The 18,825-nt window shown below is 66.4% G+C and carries 23 protein-coding genes; 10 read left to right on the forward strand and 13 right to left on the reverse strand.

What is annotated here, in order from left to right:
* Positions 1-91 precede the first annotated feature (91 nt).
* Together OG326_RS12590 and OG326_RS12595 are read right to left on the reverse strand one after the other, a co-directional pair.
* Complete coding sequence (locus OG326_RS12590) at positions 92-607, reverse strand: DUF1990 family protein (protein ID WP_327144810.1); 516 nt, start codon at positions 605-607, stop codon at positions 92-94.
* 59 nt (positions 608-666) lie between these two features.
* The gene (locus tag OG326_RS12595; protein ID WP_327144811.1) at positions 667-1,188 is read right to left on the reverse strand and encodes a M23 family metallopeptidase; all 522 of its coding nucleotides are present in this window, start codon (positions 1,186-1,188) and stop codon (positions 667-669) included.
* 143 nt (positions 1,189-1,331) lie between these two features.
* On the opposite strand from OG326_RS12595, the gene OG326_RS12600 reads away from it, so the two are divergent.
* From OG326_RS12600 to tsf, 4 genes are all read left to right on the forward strand, one after another.
* On the forward strand, positions 1,332-1,766 hold the full coding sequence (locus OG326_RS12600; protein WP_327144812.1) for a YidH family protein: 435 nt from the start codon (positions 1,332-1,334) through the stop codon (positions 1,764-1,766).
* Entirely contained in the window at positions 1,763-2,092 is a 330-nt protein-coding gene (locus tag OG326_RS12605; RefSeq protein ID WP_327144813.1) for a DUF202 domain-containing protein, read from the forward strand. Before OG326_RS12600 ends, OG326_RS12605 begins: the two co-directional genes overlap by 4 nt.
* A gap of 223 nt (positions 2,093-2,315) precedes the next feature.
* On the forward strand, positions 2,316-3,197 hold the full coding sequence (rpsB, locus tag OG326_RS12610; protein WP_327144814.1) for a 30S ribosomal protein S2: 882 nt from the start codon (positions 2,316-2,318) through the stop codon (positions 3,195-3,197).
* Between the two features lie 101 nt (positions 3,198-3,298).
* Positions 3,299-4,123 carry a translation elongation factor Ts gene (tsf, locus tag OG326_RS12615; protein ID WP_327144815.1) on the forward strand — a complete coding sequence of 275 codons (825 nt, stop codon included), beginning with the start codon at positions 3,299-3,301 and terminating at the stop codon, positions 4,121-4,123.
* Between the two features lie 75 nt (positions 4,124-4,198).
* On the opposite strand, the gene OG326_RS12620 is transcribed toward tsf, so the two are convergent.
* The 4 genes from OG326_RS12620 to OG326_RS12635 all read right to left on the reverse strand — a co-directional run bounded on the left by OG326_RS12620 (position 4,199) and on the right by OG326_RS12635 (position 6,064).
* Positions 4,199-4,489, reverse strand: coding sequence for a hypothetical protein (locus OG326_RS12620; RefSeq protein ID WP_327144816.1), 291 nt, complete (start codon positions 4,487-4,489; stop codon positions 4,199-4,201).
* A gap of 565 nt (positions 4,490-5,054) precedes the next feature.
* Complete coding sequence (locus tag OG326_RS12625) at positions 5,055-5,330, reverse strand: hypothetical protein (protein WP_327144817.1); 276 nt, start codon at positions 5,328-5,330, stop codon at positions 5,055-5,057.
* A gap of 143 nt (positions 5,331-5,473) precedes the next feature.
* Entirely contained in the window at positions 5,474-5,758 is a 285-nt protein-coding gene (locus OG326_RS12630; RefSeq protein ID WP_327144818.1) for a hypothetical protein, read from the reverse strand.
* A gap of 72 nt (positions 5,759-5,830) precedes the next feature.
* Positions 5,831-6,064: a hypothetical protein gene (locus OG326_RS12635; RefSeq protein ID WP_327144819.1), complete on the reverse strand. Its 234-nt coding sequence runs from the start codon at positions 6,062-6,064 to the stop codon at positions 5,831-5,833.
* Positions 6,065-6,441: 377 nt separating this feature from the next.
* On the opposite strand from OG326_RS12635, the gene pyrH reads away from it, so the two are divergent.
* The 4 genes from pyrH to OG326_RS12655 all read left to right on the forward strand — a co-directional run bounded on the left by pyrH (position 6,442) and on the right by OG326_RS12655 (position 10,695).
* Positions 6,442-7,176: a UMP kinase gene (pyrH, locus tag OG326_RS12640; RefSeq protein WP_327144820.1), complete on the forward strand. Its 735-nt coding sequence runs from the start codon at positions 6,442-6,444 to the stop codon at positions 7,174-7,176.
* Positions 7,177-7,213: 37 nt separating this feature from the next.
* Positions 7,214-7,771 (forward strand): ribosome recycling factor, encoded by a 558-nt coding sequence (frr, locus tag OG326_RS12645; protein WP_327144821.1) that lies wholly within the window; start codon positions 7,214-7,216, stop codon positions 7,769-7,771.
* 112 nt (positions 7,772-7,883) lie between these two features.
* Positions 7,884-8,816: a phosphatidate cytidylyltransferase gene (locus OG326_RS12650; protein WP_442791028.1), complete on the forward strand. Its 933-nt coding sequence runs from the start codon at positions 7,884-7,886 to the stop codon at positions 8,814-8,816.
* A gap of 181 nt (positions 8,817-8,997) precedes the next feature.
* Positions 8,998-10,695: a metallophosphoesterase gene (locus tag OG326_RS12655; protein WP_327144822.1), complete on the forward strand. Its 1,698-nt coding sequence runs from the start codon at positions 8,998-9,000 to the stop codon at positions 10,693-10,695.
* Here OG326_RS12655 and OG326_RS12660 read toward each other — a convergent pair.
* Positions 10,692-11,009 carry a LapA family protein gene (locus OG326_RS12660; RefSeq protein ID WP_327144823.1) on the reverse strand — a complete coding sequence of 106 codons (318 nt, stop codon included), beginning with the start codon at positions 11,007-11,009 and terminating at the stop codon, positions 10,692-10,694. The genes OG326_RS12655 and OG326_RS12660 overlap by 4 nt on opposite strands.
* A gap of 175 nt (positions 11,010-11,184) precedes the next feature.
* Between OG326_RS12660 and rlmN the strand changes: the two genes are divergently transcribed.
* Positions 11,185-12,297, forward strand: coding sequence for a 23S rRNA (adenine(2503)-C(2))-methyltransferase RlmN (gene rlmN, locus OG326_RS12665; RefSeq protein WP_327144824.1), 1,113 nt, complete (start codon positions 11,185-11,187; stop codon positions 12,295-12,297).
* A 24-nt stretch (positions 12,298-12,321) separates the two neighbouring features.
* Here rlmN and OG326_RS12670 read toward each other — a convergent pair whose 3' ends face one another.
* A complete protein-coding gene (locus OG326_RS12670; protein ID WP_327144825.1) occupies positions 12,322-13,332 on the reverse strand; it encodes a zinc-dependent alcohol dehydrogenase family protein in 1,011 nt (336 codons plus the stop codon).
* Positions 13,333-13,427: 95 nt separating this feature from the next.
* Between OG326_RS12670 and OG326_RS12675 the strand changes: the two genes are divergently transcribed.
* Positions 13,428-14,351, forward strand: a complete 924-nt coding sequence (locus tag OG326_RS12675) for an AraC family transcriptional regulator (protein WP_327144826.1) — start codon at positions 13,428-13,430, stop codon at positions 14,349-14,351.
* A gap of 3 nt (positions 14,352-14,354) precedes the next feature.
* Here the strand turns inward: OG326_RS12675 and OG326_RS12680 are convergent, their stop codons facing one another.
* From OG326_RS12680 to OG326_RS12700, 5 genes are all read right to left on the reverse strand, one after another.
* Positions 14,355-15,518, reverse strand: a complete 1,164-nt coding sequence (locus OG326_RS12680) for an MFS transporter (RefSeq protein WP_327146459.1) — start codon at positions 15,516-15,518, stop codon at positions 14,355-14,357.
* 24 nt (positions 15,519-15,542) lie between these two features.
* Positions 15,543-16,328, reverse strand: a complete 786-nt coding sequence (locus OG326_RS12685) for an alpha/beta fold hydrolase (RefSeq protein ID WP_327144827.1) — start codon at positions 16,326-16,328, stop codon at positions 15,543-15,545.
* Between the two features lie 59 nt (positions 16,329-16,387).
* The gene (locus OG326_RS12690) at positions 16,388-17,626 is read right to left on the reverse strand and encodes an RNA polymerase sigma factor (protein ID WP_327144828.1); all 1,239 of its coding nucleotides are present in this window, start codon (positions 17,624-17,626) and stop codon (positions 16,388-16,390) included.
* A complete protein-coding gene (locus OG326_RS12695) occupies positions 17,623-17,943 on the reverse strand; it encodes a YciI family protein (RefSeq protein WP_327144829.1) in 321 nt (106 codons plus the stop codon). Before OG326_RS12695 ends, OG326_RS12690 begins: the two co-directional genes overlap by 4 nt.
* Positions 17,944-18,124: 181 nt before the next feature.
* Positions 18,125-18,688, reverse strand: coding sequence for a TetR/AcrR family transcriptional regulator (locus tag OG326_RS12700; RefSeq protein ID WP_327144830.1), 564 nt, complete (start codon positions 18,686-18,688; stop codon positions 18,125-18,127).
* Between the last annotated feature and the right edge of the window lie 137 nt (positions 18,689-18,825).

Genomic DNA, 18,825 nt, shown 5'->3' on the forward strand with positions numbered 1-18,825 from the left:
GGTGAGGCGCAGCACCAATCACCATGCGCCGCAGCCCGAACCGGCCGCGTGCGAGCGCCGATGATCGGTCGCAGGTTCCCTGGCGGGCTTCTCAGCGCGGTTGAATGGTGGCGATGTAGCGCGCTGCGAACCAGTGCTGGATGAGCCGGACCACCGGTCCGCCGAGCCGGGTGTACCAGGCGCCGGGGCGGGAGAACGCGGCAACGATCCCGTAGACCGATTCGTCGGCCGGGTCGTATTCGACGGCGAACAGCTCCTCTCCACTCTCGGGATGACCGGGCAGCGTGCCGTAGGCGAAGCCGCGGCGGTTCGGTTCGTCCAGGACGTACACCACCCGGCAGGGTGCACTGATGCCGAGCGGGCCGAGGCCGAGGCGGACGGTCAGTTCGGTGCCGGGCTCGGCGTTCGGCGTGGTGGCCTGCTCGAAGATGCCGGTGCCCCGCTGCATGCGGTAGGCCAGGATCTGGATCCCCGCCTCTTCGAACAGCGCACGGCCGGAACCGATTCGGCGGCGTATCCGGAAGTGGTGATACCCCGGCGGGAACTCACCCCTGGTAGCTCCGGCATCGGCGTATGTGAACGGGACCGTTGCGGGGTTCTGCGGCATACCCTCATCCTGACCGCCCGCCCCGGCCTCGGATAGAGGCAGGCCTGGTGCGGCTCGTCTCAGCCGACCCCGGGTAGCGACTGCGATGCCAGCGGCTGGAGCCGAATGGGCCCGTGCCGAACCAGTCCGAGCGGATCGAGATAGTCGTGCCCGCGCCGCAGGCCCCAGTGCAGACACGCGCTGACGGGGCACCGGTCATGGCCGGATTGCAGCTCGCCGATCGGCATGCCACGAATTACCCTGCGCCCCAATGGAAGCGATGACTTCACCGGCTCATAGGTGGTGCGCAGCCCGCCGGTGTGGTCGATCGACAGCACGGGTTTGCCCGCCACGATCCCCGCGAATGCGACCGTCCCGTCGCCCGCCGCCAGCACCTGTTGCCCGGGACTTCCGCCCAGATCCACGCCGCGATGCCCGGGCAACCAGTCCCGTTCGGGTTTGTCGAATGCCCGCACCACCGCCGGTCGCGGCCGTAGCGGCCAGTCGAACCCGCTGATCGGCGCGGCAGCACCCGGTGCGGCCAGACACTGCGGTGTGAGCAGGACCAGCCAGCCGAGGACGATCGACACGATCAGGCGCATACCTTCACTGTGCGCTCCGGCAAACCCGTCCGGGCTACCGTGAATGCGAATTGTGGATAGCCGCACGATTGTGAATACCGTGTGGTTGAGAAGGCCGGATCAGCTGTCCGCTGCCGCGCACGCGCAGACGAAGGAGAAATCGAATGGGCTCCGCCGAGCCGTCCGGCAGCGCCGCCGATTCGGAGATGGCAGCGGTCGAACACGAGATCGCCGCGACCGAAGCGAAGATCGAGGAGCTCATCGAGGCCGAGGAGCAGGAGCTCGACTACCGCTTCACCCTCGCCAACGAGCGCACCTTCCTGGCCTGGATTCGCACCGCCCTGGGCCTGCTCGCCGGCGGTGTCGCGGTCCATGAACTGGTGAAACCCTTCCGCCACCACGGTGTCCGCTCCGCGGTCGCGATGAGTTGCATCGTGCTGGCCGGTGTTGTCGCGCTCGGCGCCTACGGCCGCTGGCGGCATGTGCAGGAGTCCATGCAGCGCGGTGACAAACTCCCGCGCACGCTCATGGTTCCGATTCTGGCCTGCGGTATCGCGGTCATCGCGGTACTCGCGGGCATCGGCCTGCTGCTGTCGTGACCAGCCCGGAGGCGGGTCTCGCGGCCGAGCGCACCGCGCTGGCGTGGCGCCGGACGGCGATCTCGTCGATGGCGAACGCGGTGCTGTTCCTCAAGGCCGCGTACAGCAGCGATTGGCCTCCGGTCTCGGTGGCCGCGTTCATGGCGACCATCGCATTGCTGGTGGTCACGGCGGTGTGCGTACAGCGCGGGCGGGTGCTGCATTCGCATCGCAGGGGTGCGTGGAGCCGGGGCTCTCGCGGCATTACCGCGGTGGCGGTGGCGGTCGGCGTCGTAGCGGTGGTAGCGCTGGTGCTCTCGATCGAATACGCGGTCACCCAGAGGTGAGTATGCCCAGGTCAAAAGCCTGCTGACAGGGCGATTTCGGTCTCGGATAACAACACCGTAAACTGATCGAGCGGTTTGCTTGACTGCAGACCGACTTCGCGCGCCCACATCGAGGGTCGTCGGCTGGTCCCCCTGGTTTTTGCGGAGGGTCCGGCGGCCGTGGGCGCCAGGGCAGAGGTCGCCGACCTTTGCGTCAACCAGCAATTGAAAGGGTTACGTAGCCATGCCTGTCGTAACAATGAGGCAGCTGCTCGACAGCGGCGCGCACTTCGGTCACCAGACCCGTCGGTGGAACCCGAAGATGAAGCGTTTCATCTTCACCGACCGCAACGGCATCTACATCATCGATCTGCAGCAGACGCTGACCTACATCGATAAGGCCTACGAGTTCGTCAAGGAGACTGTCGCCCACGGTGGCACCGTTCTCTTCGTCGGTACCAAGAAGCAGGCCCAGGAATCGATCGCGGCCGAGGCCACTCGCGTCGGCATGCCGTACGTCAACCAGCGTTGGCTCGGTGGCATGCTCACCAACTTCGGCACCGTGCACAAGCGCCTTCAGCGTATGAAGGAGCTCGAGGCCATGGAGCAGACCGGTGGCTTCGAGGGTCGCACCAAGAAGGAAATCCTCATGCTCACGCGTGAGAAGAACAAGCTCGAGCGCACCCTCGGCGGCATCCGGGACATGGCCAAGGTTCCCTCGGCCATCTGGGTCGTCGACACCAACAAGGAGCACATCGCCGTCGGCGAGGCTCGCAAGCTGAACATCCCGGTCATCGCGATCCTGGATACCAACTGCGATCCCGACCTGGTCGACTACCCGATCCCGGGTAACGACGATGCGATCCGTTCGGCCGCGCTGCTGACCCGCGTTGTCGCTTCCGCCGTTGCCGAAGGTGTGCAGGCCCGTGCCGCGCGCGCCGGTGGCGACTCCAAGCCGGAAGCCGGCGCCGCCGGCGAGCCGCTCGCCGAGTGGGAGCAGGAGCTGCTGTCTTCGGCGACTCCGGCTGCCGAGGCCACCGAGGCTGTTGCCGAGGCGCCCGTCGAGACCGCGGCCGAGGCCGCTGTGGCCGAGGTTCCCCCGGCTGCCACCCCGGCCGACTTCTGAGTCGCGACAACGAAGTTCGTTCACTCTGCCGCCCCTTCCTGTTAGGAAGCGGGCGGCAAGGTGTGACCACCACATTCCCACACTGAGGAGGCTCGCCCGACATGGCGAACTACACCGCCGCTGACGTGAAGAAGCTTCGCGACCTCACCGGCTCCGGCATGATGGACTGCAAGCGGGCGCTCGAGGAGACCGACGGCGACTTCGAGAAGTCAGTCGAGATCCTGCGTATCAAGGGCGCCAAGGACGTCGGCAAGCGCGCTGAGCGCTCGACGGCCGAGGGCCTGGTTGCCTCGCAGGACGGCGTCCTGATCGAGATCAACTCCGAGACCGACTTCGTCGCCAAGAACGCGGAGTTCCAGGAGCTGGCCAACAGCATCGTCGCGGCTGCCGCCAAGACGCGCCCGGCCGACCTGGATGCGCTCAAGGCTGTCGACCTGGGCGGCAAGACCGCCGACCAGGCCGTGCAGGAGCTGGCCGCCCGTATCGGCGAGAAGCTCGAGCTGCGCCGCGCCGTCGCTTTCGACGGCCCGGTCGCGACCTACCTGCACAAGCGCGCTACCGACCTGCCGCCCGCCGTCGGCGTGCTGGTCCAGTACACCGGTGACAGCGAAGCTGCCGCCGAGGCCGCCCGCGCCGCCGCCATGCAGGTTGCCGCGCTCAAGGCCAAGTACGTCACCCGCGACCAGGTCCCCGCCGACCTCGTCGAGAAGGAGCGTTCGATCGCCGAGGCGACCGCGCGCGAAGAGGGCAAGCCCGAGGCCGCCCTCGCCAAGATCACCGAAGGCCGCGTCAACGGCTTCTACAAGGACGTTGTCCTGCTGGAGCAGTCGTCGGTCACCGACAGCAAGAAGACCGTGAAGCAGCAGCTCGACGAGGCCGGTGCCACCATCACCGCCTTCGCTCGCTTCGAGGTCGGCCAGGCCTGATCGCCTGACACACCCGAAAGGGCCTCTTGCTCATCGATATTCGATGAGCAAGAGGCCCTTTTTTGTGGCACGTTCTCAGGCCGGGCCGCCGGAAGCGGTCTCGCAACCATCGTTCCCGGTCAGCGCCACTACGAAGTTGCAATACAACCCGAAGATGCTGTTACCGATGCTCGAGCCCGTTTCGGCGCTGGAGGTGATGACCGGCGGGAGGGGCGAAGTGGTGCCGCCCTGGGGCGTGTTGGAGCCAGTGGCGGAACTGGTCGCGGGAAGATCCGCAGTGGCGGTGCCTGCCCCGGCAGCGAGCACGGAGGCGAGCGTCAGAGCAGTGAATCCGGCGCGGAGGGCCCTGCGGGATGGAGATGTCATGCTCGGTGACATTATCTGAAACGCTGTCATTTCAACTTGTTTCAGTGTCTTTGGTGTGATCGCCCCTGGATGCCGAAGAGGTGGTAGGGGGTGTTTTGCTGGCGACGCTTGATGGTTGTCGCGTGGAGTGCGGCGGGGCTTCACCCCGTCAGCAGGTCGTCCCGCAGCCGATCGGAGGGTGTGTGCTGGGGCCGCTTCCGGTCGCATCGTTCAGGAGGTTCAGGAGCCCGACGAGTAGGGGCGGCACGTCGAAGGTGCTCTGTGTAGCACCGGAGCCGGAGCTGGGAGTTGATGCGATCGGGCTCGCGTTCGTGAAGGTCGAGGGGGCGACGGTCGCCGAGGCTTGGCCGGCTGCGGCGATCACCCCTGCGGCGAGTGCTAATGCGGCGAATCCTGTTCGCGCCCCGCGACGCGTGGTGATGATCATGGTCGGACGGTATATGAAATGCAGTTACTTCAAAATGTTTTCGGTCCCGGGGTCAGTACCCCTGCGGCCTGTTCGGTGGTGAAGCCGGTACCACTGTGGCCTGGGTGCGTCTCACTCCGGAAGTGTCCCCGGTCCGGATCAATGGGCGCCTGCCGAGCCCATTGTCGGGACCGTGCTTCCGCTCAGTGAGGCGAGGTCGAGGACGACGCCCAGGAGTGGGTATGCGAACGCACTGCCCGCCGAACCCGTATTGCCGTCGGGGCCGACGCCGGCGGAACCGCTGTTGTCGATCGCGTTGACGGCGGGGGAGAGGGGAATGCCGGCGGCGGCGACGCCGGCTCCTGCAATTAGTGCGGCGGCAAGTGTCAGGGTGGCGATTCCGCCGTTGAGGGCCCGGCTGGAGAGGCGTGTCATGGCCGGAGATGTTATTTGAAGCCAAGCCATTTCACTGTGTTTCGATGCCCCCAATCCTAGGGGCGCACTGCCTTTCGATCAGCCGGTTCCTCCTCATGTCAGATGTCTGAGTCCTGGCCGCTGGGCGGATGTGGCCAGGTTGTCTAGGAGTGGCGCCCGCAGCCTGCCGAGCCGCAGAAGCCCAGCTCGATCGCGTCTGCGAATGGCTTCCACAGTGCCGCCAGAATCGGATTCCGGGCGGCATCGGCGCTCAGTGAGAGGATGTCACCGGATCCGGTTGTGGCCGCATCGGAGACGGTCGAGGTCGAAACGCTCTCGGCGGGGTCGAGCGAGACGTTCGCCGCGGCCTGCCCGGCCGTGGAGACAATGGCCGCGGAGAGTGCGAGGACGGCGAATCCGGTTCGGGCGCTGCGATTGTGGGGGTTCATACAGCGGAGGCTATTCGAAACCGAGATGTTTCAAAGTGGATCGGCTGCCATCGATTCCGGGGTCTGGACCGATCAGCCGATCGGTCCGCAGATTAGCGCCCATGGCGGGCAGCTGGAGCTGCCGGACGTCAGGTATGCAGCGAGCCTGTCGAGGAAGTAGCTGCCGCTTCCGGTTCCGGTGGAGCCGCTGGAGGCGACCGGCTGCGGGGCGAGCTCGGCCGTTGCCTGACCCGCTGTCATAGCGAGGGCGGCGGCCAGTGTGAAGGTCGCGAATCCGATTCGGAGGGAACGGGTTTGGGGGTTCATGGGCTGGACCATATCTGAAATGAATTGTCTTCAAAGCTGATCCGGTGCCGATGATTCCATGGTCTGGACGGATCCTCGGGGCGCCTGATTCCAGGAGTAACGGGTGGTCGGTCACCTTGCTGCCGATTTACCGGAAGGTCGGGCTGCTGGGCGGTTCCGCAGCGGGATGGGCTGGTACCGGTCGGATTGCCGTACCGTCGGCCCGTGCGGCACGCGCCGAATATCACGAATTCGGGCACCGTATAGAGGGTCGCCGCATGGTCGTGACCGCCCGTGGTGCAGGATAGAACCCAGTTTGTTGCCGTCCCGTGCGATGCATGCGCCGGGGTGGCCTTTTCATGTGCGTGGCTGCGCGACTGCCGAGGACAAGGAGACCGATGACGGACCCCGATACGGCCCCCGACCGCAAGGGCTATCGCCGAGTGCTCCTCAAGCTGGGCGGCGAGATGTTCGGCGGTGGCCGGGTCGGTCTCGACCCGGATGTGGTGCAGGCGGTCGCCGAGCAGATCGCGGAGGTCGTCGAGGACGGTGTCCAGGTGGCCGTAGTCATCGGCGGCGGCAATTTCTTCCGTGGCGCCGAGCTCGAGGAGCGCGGTATGGAACGCGCCCGCTCCGATTACATGGGCATGCTCGGTACCGTGATGAACAGCCTTGCGCTGCAAGACTTTCTGCAGAAGCAGGGCATCGACACCCGGGTGCAGACCGCCATCACCATGGGGCAGGTCGCCGAGCCGTATCTCCCGTTGCGCGCCAAGCGGCATCTGGAGAAGGGCCGGGTCGTGATCTTCGGCGCCGGAATGGGCATGCCGTACTTCTCCACCGACACCACTGCCGCGCAGCGCGCGCTGGAGATCGGTGCGGAGGTCGTGCTGATGGCCAAGGGCGTCGACGGTGTCTTCAATGCGGACCCGCGCGAGGACCCGGATGCGGTCATGTTCACCGAGATCACGCATAAAGAGGTCCTGGAACGTGGCCTGAAGGTGGCCGACGCCACCGCGTTCAGCCTGTGTATGGACAACCAGATGCCGATGCTGGTGTTCAATTTGTTGACGAAGGGCAATATTGCCCGTGCCGTCGCCGGTGAGAAGATCGGCACGCTGGTCCGTTCGTGACCAGTGGAAAGAACGATGACGCTGTGGAGGAAACGCCGTGATTGAAGAAGCGCTCTTCGACGCCGAGGAAAAGATGGAGAAGGCTGTCTCGGTGGCGAAGGACGATCTGGGTTCCATTCGGACCGGTCGCGCGAATCCGGGCATGTTCTCCCGGGTTGTCGTGGACTACTACGGGTCGCCCACGCCTATCACCCAGATCGCCGGTATCAGCACGCCCGAGCCGCGCATGCTGATCATCAAGCCGTACGAGCAGAGCCAGTTGCAGCCGATCGAGACCGCGATCCGCAATTCGGATCTGGGTGTGAACCCGACCAACAATGGCGACATCATCCGCGTGTCCGTCCCGCAGCTGACCGAGGAGCGGCGCCGCGAGATGGTCAAGCAGGCCAAGTCCAAGGGTGAGGACGCCAAGATCTCCATCCGCAATGTGCGGCGCAAGACCATGGAGGAGCTCGGCCGCATCCAGAAGGACGGTGAGGCCGGCGAGGACGAGGTCGGTCGCGCCGAGAAGGAACTGGACAAGACCACCGCGAAGTACGTCAGCTCCATCGACGAACTGGTGAAGCACAAGGAATCTGAGCTGCTCGAGGTCTGAGTCGCTCGAATCTGACACGGACGGCCGGCGATGCCTGCCGGGGGTAGGGACGAACGGACGACAAGTGAGCGACAGGACAATCGTGGCCGAAGAAACTGCCGCCTCCGGCGCGGTGACGCCGCCCGGCGAGGACACCGCGGGGGCGGTGCCGTCGGCTCCCGGGTCGGTGCCACCGGCTCCCGAGCCGGAGTCGCCGGCGGCAGCACCGTCGGCTCCGGCCGCGCCCGCCTCGAAGGCCGGGCGCAATCTGCCTGCCGCGCTGGCGGTCGGCATGGGTCTGGGCCTGTCGCTCATCGCGATTCTGCTGTTCGCGCCCAAGGTGCTCATCGGCGTGATCGCCGCGGCCATCGCGGTCGCCACCTGGGAGGTGGCCAAGCGACTGCGTGAGGCCGATGTCCTGGTGCCGCGGATTCCGCTGCTGGCGGGTGGTCAGGCGATCGTCTGGCTGGCGTGGCCGTGGGGTCCGCAGGGTGTGCTCGGGGCCTTCGGCGCGACGGCGCTCGCGGTCATGGTGTGGCGGCTGTTCGATCACGGTCTGCGGGCGACGCCCCGAAACTATTTGCGCGACACCGCGATCAGTGTTTTCGTCCTGGCCTGGATTCCGCTGCTGGCGTCCTTCGCGGTATTGATGCTGCAGCAGGACGACGGCAATCTGCGGGTGCTGACCTTCATGATTCTGGTGGTCTGCTCGGATGTCGGCGGTTACGTCGCGGGTGTGCTGTTCGGCAAGCATCCGATGGTTCCGCACATCAGCCCGAAGAAGTCCTGGGAGGGTTTCGGCGGTTCGCTGGTCTTCTGTGTCATCGGCGGCCTGCTGACGGTAACCCTGCTGCTGCAGGCCAATTCGATGATCGGTGTGCTGCTCGGTGTCGGCCTGGTGCTGATCGCCACCACCGGCGATCTCATCGAATCGCAGGTCAAGCGCGAACTCGGCATCAAGGATATGGGCACCCTGCTCCCCGGCCACGGCGGCATCATGGACCGCCTGGACTCCATGCTGCCCTCCGCCTTCGTGGCCTGGCTGGTACTGACCGCACTGCTCTGAGCTGCGGCCGATTCACGAAACGTCGAGTGCGGTGCCGTACAGCCGCGACAGCCGAATTGCTGCGCACCTGCTTGGCCTTTGAGCCGCTCGGCCGTGGTCGAGATGCGGAGGACGCGCTCGGTGGGCGGGCAGAAGTGTGACCGCGCGCCCTGTTCATCCCCACGACGACAAGGGTCTCTCGATGCTGAATCCTCCCGGCCTGGTGCCCCGCACGGGCATTCCCGCCCACCTGGCCGCGCATATGACGATGGCCGAGCAGTACGACTGGCATCGGTCGTTCCTGCGGCGGCACGCGGTGAGCCGCCGGTCGTTCCTGCGCGGCAGCGCGGCGGCGGCCATGGTGGGCGCCGCATCGTTCGGCCGGACGGGTTATGCGTACGCGGAGGACGCGCCGCTCGGGGTGGCGGGCAGGCATGTCGGCTACGGCCCGGATGCCGCCAGTCAGTTGCGGTTCTCGGCACAGCTGTCGCGGAATCCGCAGGGCGCCAAGGTCTTTCTCGATCACGGGCCGACGCCCGCGCTGGGCGGCACGGTCGAGGGCGAGGTGCGCAATCTGGTGACCCAGCTGCCGCGTACCGATGGGGGAGTGCTGGCCGCCGAGCAGTTCTACGTGCACGCGCCGGTCGACGGCCTGCCCGGCCGCATGCCGCACTTCTACCGCTGGCGCAGTTCCGATGGCTTTGCGGGAGAGGTGGTTTCGGCGAATACCGCCATGCCGAGCGCCCGCGCGGCGCTGCTGCCGTTCCGCTTCACCATGGTCGGCGACCAGGGTGTGGACGATGCTCCCGCGCAGCCCGGCGGCATGCCCGCCGGTGCGTATCGCAACAAGTACGGCGAGGGCGATGCGCCGGGTGCGCGCAATGCCGAGAACATCCAGCGCCAGATCGTGGCCTCCGCCCCGGAGTTCCACATTCTCGCCGGTGACCTCTGCTATGCCGACACCTCGCACGGCGGCGGCCCGGATTGGTTCGTGCCCAGCGGAACTGCGCCGCGCCCGGATATCGACGCCTACAACCCGTTCGTATGGGACACCTATCTGCAGGCCATCGAGGGCAGTGCCGCGCGGGTGCCGTGGATGTTCGCGACCGGTAATCACGATATGGAAGCCGTGTACGGCAATCAGGGATACGGCGGTCTGCAGGCGCGTTTCGAGTTCTCCGGTGGTGATCCGCTGGTCGGCGGCGGTGCGCCGGGTTGCCCGTCGGTGTATTCGTTCCGCTACGGCAATGTGGCGGTGCTGTCCCTCGATGCGAACGAGGTCAGCTATCAGGTGCAGGCCAATCTCGGCTATTCCGGTGGGGCGCAGACGAGTTGGGTCGAGCGCACGCTCGCCGCCTACCGCGCGGATCCGACTATCGACTTCATCGTGTGCTTCTACCACGAGTGCGCCTACGCGACCGGTATCGGCGGCGCGAGCGACGGTGGCGTGCGCGGGGCGTGGTCGGATCTGTTCGACAGGTACCGCGTCGATCTCGTACTACAGGGCCACAACCACAATTTCGAGCGCACCGATCCGCTGCGTGCCGGGCAGCCGACCAAAGCCGCACCCGATAATTCGATCGTCTATCCCGATACCGACGGCACCACCTACTACGTGGTCGGCGGTGGCGGCGCGGCGCATGGCGTCTTCCCCGGCGGTGAAAGCTACCGCGGCAATGTCGCGGCCGATACGACCCCGGTGCGGAGCACGCTGTGGGGCGCGGACGGCAAGGACCAGCAGGAAACCGTCGCCTGGTCCCGAGTGCGTTTCAACCGCTACTCGTTCATCCGGGTAGATGTGCGCCCGGGCGTGTTCTCCAGCGAAATGGACGTGACAGCCGTCGACGAATTCGGCCGTGAATTCGACCGCATCACCTATCGACGGCTGGTCACCCGCTAGAGGTTCTTCTTGGCGGCGCGACGCAGCTGCAGGATTCGGTAGCCGCCGACCAGCGCTGTGACCAGCGCGCCGGAGATCACCGAGAGCAGGACGAGCACGCCGATGGGCAGGTTCCAGTTCCATCCGAACAGGGAGACCTGGGCCTGGTCCAGGTTCTGCAGGATGAAGATCAGCAGCACGATCCCCAGGATGGCGGCGATGACGAGGCCGATCCACGCATAGCCGGCACGGGTCTTGAGGACGCGCGGGTTGCTGCTCTTGTCTGTGCTCGGGGTCGGTTCGGACCCAGCGGTCGGTACGGCGTCGGTGGTCATTGCTTGATCATTGCCGATTGCTATGACCGGTGCACGTATATCGCCCCTTATCTCCGGTATGTCGTTCATGCCCGGTATTAGCCGGGTCACTGTCGGCGAGCTCACGGTGACTGTGACGAGCGCATCGCACCCCGCACGCCCGAAACAGCGGTTCGGATGGAACACTGGAAGGGTTATGACTGCCACCCCCTTGCCCCTCGTGTTCGACGCCCCTCGCCGTGGCCTGCCGCCGCGGCATCTCGCCGACCTCGATCCGCAGGAACGCCGGGCGGCCGTCGAGGAGCTAGGCCTCCCGAAATTCCGCGCCGATCAGATCGCCCGCCAGTACTACGGCCGCCTCGTGGCCGACCCGGCGCTGATGACCGACCTGCCGGAGGCCATGCGCGCGAAAGTGGGCGAGGCGCTCTTCCCGCCGCTGCTCACCGAGGTCCGCAATGTGGTCTGCGATGACGGCAGTACCCGCAAGACGCTGTGGCGCGCCGGTGACGGCACGCTGCTCGAGAGCGTTCTCATGCGGTACACCGACCGCAATACCCTCTGCATCTCCAGTCAGGCCGGCTGCGGTATGGCCTGCCCGTTCTGCGCGACCGGCCAGGCGGGCCTGACCCGCAACCTGTCCACCGCCGAAATCGTCGATCAGGTGCGCGCCGCCGCGGCCGCCCTGCGCGACGGTGAGGTCGCCGGTGGTCCCGGCCGCCTGTCCAACATCGTCTTCATGGGTATGGGTGAGCCGCTCGCCAATTACAAGCGCGTGGTGAATGCGGTGCGCCGCATTACTTCTCCCGCGCCCGACGGCCTGGGCATCTCCCAGCGCAGCGTGGTGGTCTCCACCGTCGGCCTGGCCCCGGCCATCCGCAAGCTCGCCGATGAGGACATGTCGGTGACCCTCGCGGTCTCCCTGCACACCCCCGACGACGAACTCCGCGACACCCTGGTCCCGGTCAACAACCGCTGGCCGATCGCCGAAGTCCTCGATGCCGCAAGGTATTACGCCGACAAGTCCGGCCGCCGCGTCTCCATCGAGTACGCCCTGATCCGCGATATCAACGACCAGCCCTGGCGCGCGGATCTCCTCGGCAAGAAACTCCACAAGGCGTTGGGTTCGCGGGTCCACGTGAACCTCATCCCCCTGAACCCGACCCCGGGCAGCAAGTGGGACGCCTCCCCGAAACCCGTTGAGCGCGAATTCGTCCGCCGCGTCAACGAACAGGGCGTCCCCTGCACCGTCCGCGACACCCGCGGCCAGGAAATCGCCGCCGCCTGCGGCCAGCTCGCCGCCGAAGGCTAGCGAAGGGCCGCTCGGTGCTTGCCGTCAGTGCTGGACGGTGACGACGATTTTGCCTGCCTGCTCGTTGGATTCGAGATATCGGTGGGCCTCGACGATTTCGGTGAGGTCGAAGGTTCGATCGATCACCGGGGTCAGTGCGCCGTCGCGCAGTCCGTTGCCGATGAATGTTTCTGCGCGACAGGCTCGTTCGGTGTCGGCGTAGACGTGGAAGACCGCGTAGCCGTAGACGTTGATCGGCCACCACATCGGGAGTGGAGTGGTGCGGGTATCGAGTGATCCGTAAACCAGGAAGATGCCGTCGGGTGCGACGGCGCGGGCCAGATCGGGTAGTCCGGGTCCGGCAACGCCGTCGAAGATGATCCGTGCGCCCGTGCCGTCGGTGAGCGCGCGAATCCGTTCTGCGACATCGCCGTTGTCGCCGGCGATGACATGTTCCGCGCCGGCGTTGCGAAGCCGATCGGCCTTCTTGCCGGTGCGTGTCACGGCAATCGGTGTGGCGCCCAGGTAGCGCGCGATCTGCAGCGCGGCCATGCCGACGCCGCTGGATGCCGCCGTGACGACGACGGTATCGCCCGCCCGGACCCGGCCGATCTCCACGAGCGCGCCGTAGGCGGTGAACGCCGAGGTCCAGACCGCGGCGCCGGTGATCGCATCGATGTGGGCGGGGCGATGCAGCAACCGATTCGCGCCCACCAGCACGCGGTCGGCGTACACACCGTGTGCCGACATCCCTTCATCGGTCGGCTTGGCCACGATGCTGACCGTGTCACCGATATCGAATCCGGTGACACCGGATCCGACAGCTTCGATGACCCCGGCGGCTTCATTGCCCAGCCGGGAATCGGGCAGCACGGCGTCGTAGTAGTAACTCCCGGCCCGCAGCAGTGCCTCGCCGCGATTCAGTCCGATGGCGTCGATGCGAACCCGAACCTGCCCCGCACCGGGTTCGCCGATGTCGAGTTCCGCCAGGCGCAGTACATCCGGGCCGCCGGTCTCGTCGAACAGTACGGTTCTGGCCTTCAACAGCGTTTCCATGAGATGACCGTAAATCTGTGTGGTCGGATGATAAATGGTCTTCTGTCTGGATTTCCTGTCCCATCGTCTGACTGGTCCGGTGCTAGTTTGTCTCCGTGGACGTTCTCAGTGACGTGCTCGCCGCTATGCGGGCGGGCCGGCCGTATGCGGGTCGCAGCATCTGCCGGGCCCCGTGGGGTGTGCGTTTTCCCGCAGGCGATGCCGCCTGCTGTCACATTGTTCTGCAGGGTGGATGCAGCCTCGTTCCGGCCGACGGGACGCCACCGGTGACCCTGGGGGTCGGAGACATCCTGTTCACCGGGCCCCGGCATGCGCATACGCTGGCAGACCGCCCCGGCAGTCCCGCCGTCGAATTCCAGCCGGATCGGGGCAGCGGCTACTCCGTGGTGGAGTTGGACATCCCCGGCCCCGGCGCCATCACCGAAATGCTGTGTGTCTGCTACACATTCGATCTCGCTCGCCCTCATCCGCTGCTGCGAACCCTGCCGCCGATGATCCACCTGCCTGCCCGTATCGGCGACCATCGCGCGCTCCGGGCCACGGTCGACATGCTCGGCAATGAACTGCACCGCCCGGGCTCCGGCACCGATGCGATTCTGCCCGCGCTCATCGATATGTTGCTGCTGTATGTGCTGCGCGCGTGGCTCGACGAGAACGCCGATACCGCCACCGACGGCTGGGCCACCGCCCTCACCGATCCGGTGATCGCCACCGCGCTACACCACATCCACCGGGAACCCGAAAACCAGTGGACCGTCGAGGAATTGGCCACTCGTGCCGGAGTCTCCCGCGCGACGTTCGCCAAGCGTTTCACCACCGTCGTCGGCCAACCGCCCCTGACGTACCTCACCTGGTGGCGAATGATCACCGCGGCCCGCCTGCTGGACCGCACCGACGACCCGATCCACGCCATCGCTCAACGCTGTGGATACAGCTCGGAATACGCCTTCTCCAAAGCATTCAAACGTGAATACGGCCTTCCTCCGGGCCGGTACCGCCGACAACAACAACCGGTGTAATCGTCAGGCGTCGTCCGGTGGAATCTTATTGCTGGGCAGTGCTTGTCGAAGTTCGGCGAGGGCCAGGGCTGCCAGGGCGAGGAAGGTGATCGCGCCGATGGCGGCCACCGTGTGCAGGCCGGTGGTGAATGCGGTGCGGGCGGATTCGAGTACTTCGTTGTGCAGTGCGGGCGGCAGGTCTCGGGCGATTGTTACTGCGCCGGTGATGCTTTCGTGGGCCCGGTCGGCTGCGACCGGGGGTAGTGCGGTGAGGGTGGGCATGTGGGCGCGATAGACCGCGGCGCCGATGCTGCCCAGGACGGCTACGCCTGCGGCGACACCGAATTGGCCGCCGGTTTCCGCGGTTGCGGAGGCGGAGCCCGCCATTTCGGGGGGTGCGGCGCCGAGTACGAGGTCGTAGCCCAGGGACATACCGGGGCCGATGCCTGCCATGGCGATGGCGAAACCGATGATCAGCGGGGGTAGGCCGGTGGTGGTGTCCACCTGGGTGATCAGGGCGTAGCCGAGTGCGGCGACAGTGAGCCCGGTGGCGGTGATGTAGGCCGGGCGGACTGTGCGGGCCAGGGCCGGGCCGAGTCCGATGGTCAGCAGCATGGCGAAAGCCGGTGGCACCATCCACAATCCGGCCCGGAGCGTCGAGTATCCGAGCGCCGTCTGCAGATACAGGTTGATCATCAGGATGCTGCCGCCCTGCACCGCGCCGACGAGCAGGCTGAGGGTGAAGGCGCCGCGGAAGATTCGGTTGGCGAACAGGCGCAGTTCCAGGAGCGGCTGCCGGAGTGTGCGCTGCCGCAGCACGAATGCGGTGAAGACGATCGCGCCCAGGGCGACACTCAGCCAGGCCAGGGGCTGGCGGCTGTCCCGGGACAGCTCGGTGATGCCGTAGACCGTGGGCAGTATTGCCGCCAATGACAGTGCGACGCTGAGGATATCGAGCCGGGCCGCGTCGGGATTGCGGTATTCGGGCAGTAGCAGCGGGCCCGCGATCAGCAGTAGCAGCATGACCGGCACCGCCAGCAGAAATACCGAGCCCCACCAGAAGTGGTCCAGGAGTGCACCTCCCGCGATCGGGCCGATGATTGCGCCGCCCATGAAGCAGCCGGTGAAGGCCGCCACGGCCGCCGCGCGCTGCCTGGGGTCGGCGAACATGGTGCCGATCAGCGCCAGTCCGGAGGGGGAACGGACCGATGGTCAATGCCGTTGCAGGAATTGGTCTTTCAGCATGAGCGACACGACTGAGGGAGCGATGTCGTGATTCTGCCCGGCGAGTACGTGCAGGCGGAAAGTCGAATTCGCCGAGGCGATCGCCGCTGCGGAATCATGCAGCATCGGTGGACTCTGCTCGCCCACCATCACAACCGTCGGCACCGAAACCGCGGCCGCGGAATCGGCCGGATGCACAACCCCGCCGAGAATGGTCATCTCATAGACCAGAGTGTGCGCCATTGCCTCCAAGGCCGGCCGGAACGGCGCATTACGCATCTGGGAGACAATGGATTCCGGTATTCCGATGATGTCGGTCTGGAAATACTCCACCGCCGCGCCGCGCTCTCCCGCCGTGATCAGTCGATCCAGCTGCTCGGCGAAAGGCTGGTCCGTGCGCACCGGCGGCGGCTCGTAGAGCGCGAGACCGCGCACCGGAACTCCGGCGGCCGCCGCAGCCAGCGCGAGCACCGCACCGGAGGAGTAGCCGAAAACCACAGGCGCACTGGATGTCTGCCTGACAATGGCGGCCAGGTCGGCGATTTCGGCCTCGACGGAGTACTCCGGCGCATCGCCGCTGCCGCCCCGCCCTCGCCGGTCGTAGTTGAACACCGTGAAATACGCGGCCAACTCCTCGGCGAAGGCCTGATGGGTCGATCTGTCATTGAACGCGCCGAGTACGAGCACCAGCGGCGGCCCGTCCCCGCGCCGATCGAAGGCGATGACGGTGCCGTCCGCGGAGACGACCTTGCCGGTGTGCGGGTCTGGACTCATGGCAGAACTCCTTCGGGTCGATGTGTCCTCCCGACGAACGGCATGACCCGATACGGACATCAGCGCGAGAGTTCCTCGAGTCGCCGGGTGAGATACCGGCGCTCGGCCTCGGTCGTGACCAGCTCCAGCGCCCGTTCATAGGAGGCCGCCGCCGCTTCGGCTCTCCCGAGCCGCCGCAGCAGATCGGCCCTGGTCGCAGGCAGCAGATGGTTCTCGGCGAGCGCCTTCTCGGCCTCCAGATCGGCCAGTAGCGCGAGGCCCGCGTCCGGTCCCTCCGCCATGGCGATCGCGACGACCCGATTGAGCCGGACGATGGGCGAGGGCACCAGCCGGACGAGGTGGTCGTACAGCCCGGCGATCTGCGCCCAGTCGGTCGCCGCGGCGGTCGGCGCGGTCGCATGGCAGGCCGCGATCGCCGCCTGCACCCGGTACGGGCCGACCGGTCCGCGCAGCATCGCGCTGTCGAGAATCGCTGTGCCCTCGGCGATCTCGCCTCGATCCCACCTCGATCGATCCTGGAATTCGAGCGATACCAGCTCCCCGGCCTCGTTCACCCGGGTGGTGCGCCGCGCATCGTGCAGCAGCATCAATGCCAGCAGCCCCTGCGCCTCCGGCTCATCGGGCATCAATTCGACCAGCAGTCGCTGCAGCCGAATCGCCTCGGCGCTCAGGCTTTCCCGAATCAGATCGGCGCCCGTTGTCGCCGCATACCCCTCATTGAAGATCAGATACAGCACCCCCAGCACCGCGGTCGTCCGTTCCGGCAGCAGATGCGCGGGCGGCACCCGGTACGGAATGCCCGCATTCTTGATCTTCGCCCTGGCGCGCACGAGCCGTTTGGCCAGCGTCTGCTCCGGCATCAGAAAGGCCCGCGCGATCTGCGCCGTGCTCAGCCCGGCCAGTGTCCGCAGGGTGAGCGCGATCTGCGATTCGAACGCCAGCGCCGGATGACAGCAGGTGAATATGAGCCGCAGCCGATCATCGCGGATCTCCTCCGCCTCGAATAGGCCGGAATCCGAAGGTGGTGTCAGCACAGCCAACTCCCGTAATTTGGCCCCGCCCACAGTATTCCGGCGCATTCGATCGATGGCGTGATTGCGTGCCGTGGTGGTCAGCCAGGCCCCCGGCCTGCGCGGCACCCCGTCCCGCGGCCACACCTGCACGGCGGTGGCGAAGGCCTCCTGCGCCGCCTCCTCGGCCAATTCCCAATCCCCGGTCACCCGAATCAGCGTGGCGACAATATGCCCCCACTCACCGCGGAACGCCTCCGCGACCGCATCATCGACCTCGCCGCTCACTGCACCATCAGCGGTCGAACCTCGATCGCCCCCAGCGCCGCCGCCGGATGCCGCGACGCGATATCAATGGCCTCATCCAAATCAGCACATTCGATCAACGCCGCCCCGCCGATCTGATCCTTGGTCTCCGCAAACGGCCCATCCGACAGCAGCACCTCCGCCCCCCGAACCCGCACAGTCGTCGCATCACTGGTCGGCCGCAACCCCGTAACCTCCTGCAACACCCCCCGAGCCCGCATCTCCCGAGCCCACTCCCCACACCCGGCAACCTCCGACACTTCAGCCTCATCGGTCGCGATCATGAGCAAATACTTCATCGCTCCTCCTCCAGGTTCGATTTGCCTTCACCGATACGACGAACAGCCCGGGCTGACAAGGACCGCTGTGCACATCGAACACCGCACAGCCCGCCCACGTGCCGCACCGCACGCGTGCGGACTGCGCGGTTCAGAGACCGGCTGTGCGGATCCGTCGCGATATCGGGCGATATCGCAGCGGTCAGTTTCGGGTTCCGCGGGTGGCCAGGTGCCGGAAGTCGCTAGTCAGGTGGGTGGGGTCGCGAGCGAAGTCGTGGTCGATCCACCAGGCCAGGAGGCCGACTGTGGCGGCGGCGTAGAACTCGGCGATGACCTCGGGGGGTGGGGCGTGGTCGGTGCCGGGGTTGTGCGGGAGGTGGTCCGCGAGGAGTTGGACTATGAAGTCGTGGAGGTGGCGGGTTACTACGGTGCCGCCCTGTTTGCCGCAGAGGGCGCGGTAGACGCGCTGGTTGCGGTGGGCGTGGTCGAAGAGGAGGGCGGCGGGGCGGTCCACCTCGAGGGGCAGGCCGGCGGAGGCGGTATGGGCGAAGTCGGCTTCGAGTTGTGCCCGCATGCTGTCGAAGGTGGCGGTGAGCAGGGCTTCTTTATCGCGGTAGTGGACGTAGAAGGTGGAGCGGCCGATATCGGCGCGGTCGAGGATGTCCTGCACCGTCATGTTTTCGTAGCCCTTGTCCAGGACGAGGGCGATGAAGGCTTCGTGCAGGGTTTTTCGCGTGCGGCGCACCCGGCGGTCCGGCTCGGCCACGGTTGCCTCCTCGACTTTCCGGACAACCACTCGGCTGATGTCCGGTAGTGAACGAATGCCCGGAACTGGTTGTTGACCAGCAGCTCCTCACCGACAGCATAATCGAACATGTTGTTCAGAAACATATGCGATGTTCG

It is taken from the genome of Nocardia sp. NBC_01327 (assembly GCF_035958815.1).
Taxonomy (GTDB): domain Bacteria; phylum Actinomycetota; class Actinomycetes; order Mycobacteriales; family Mycobacteriaceae; genus Nocardia.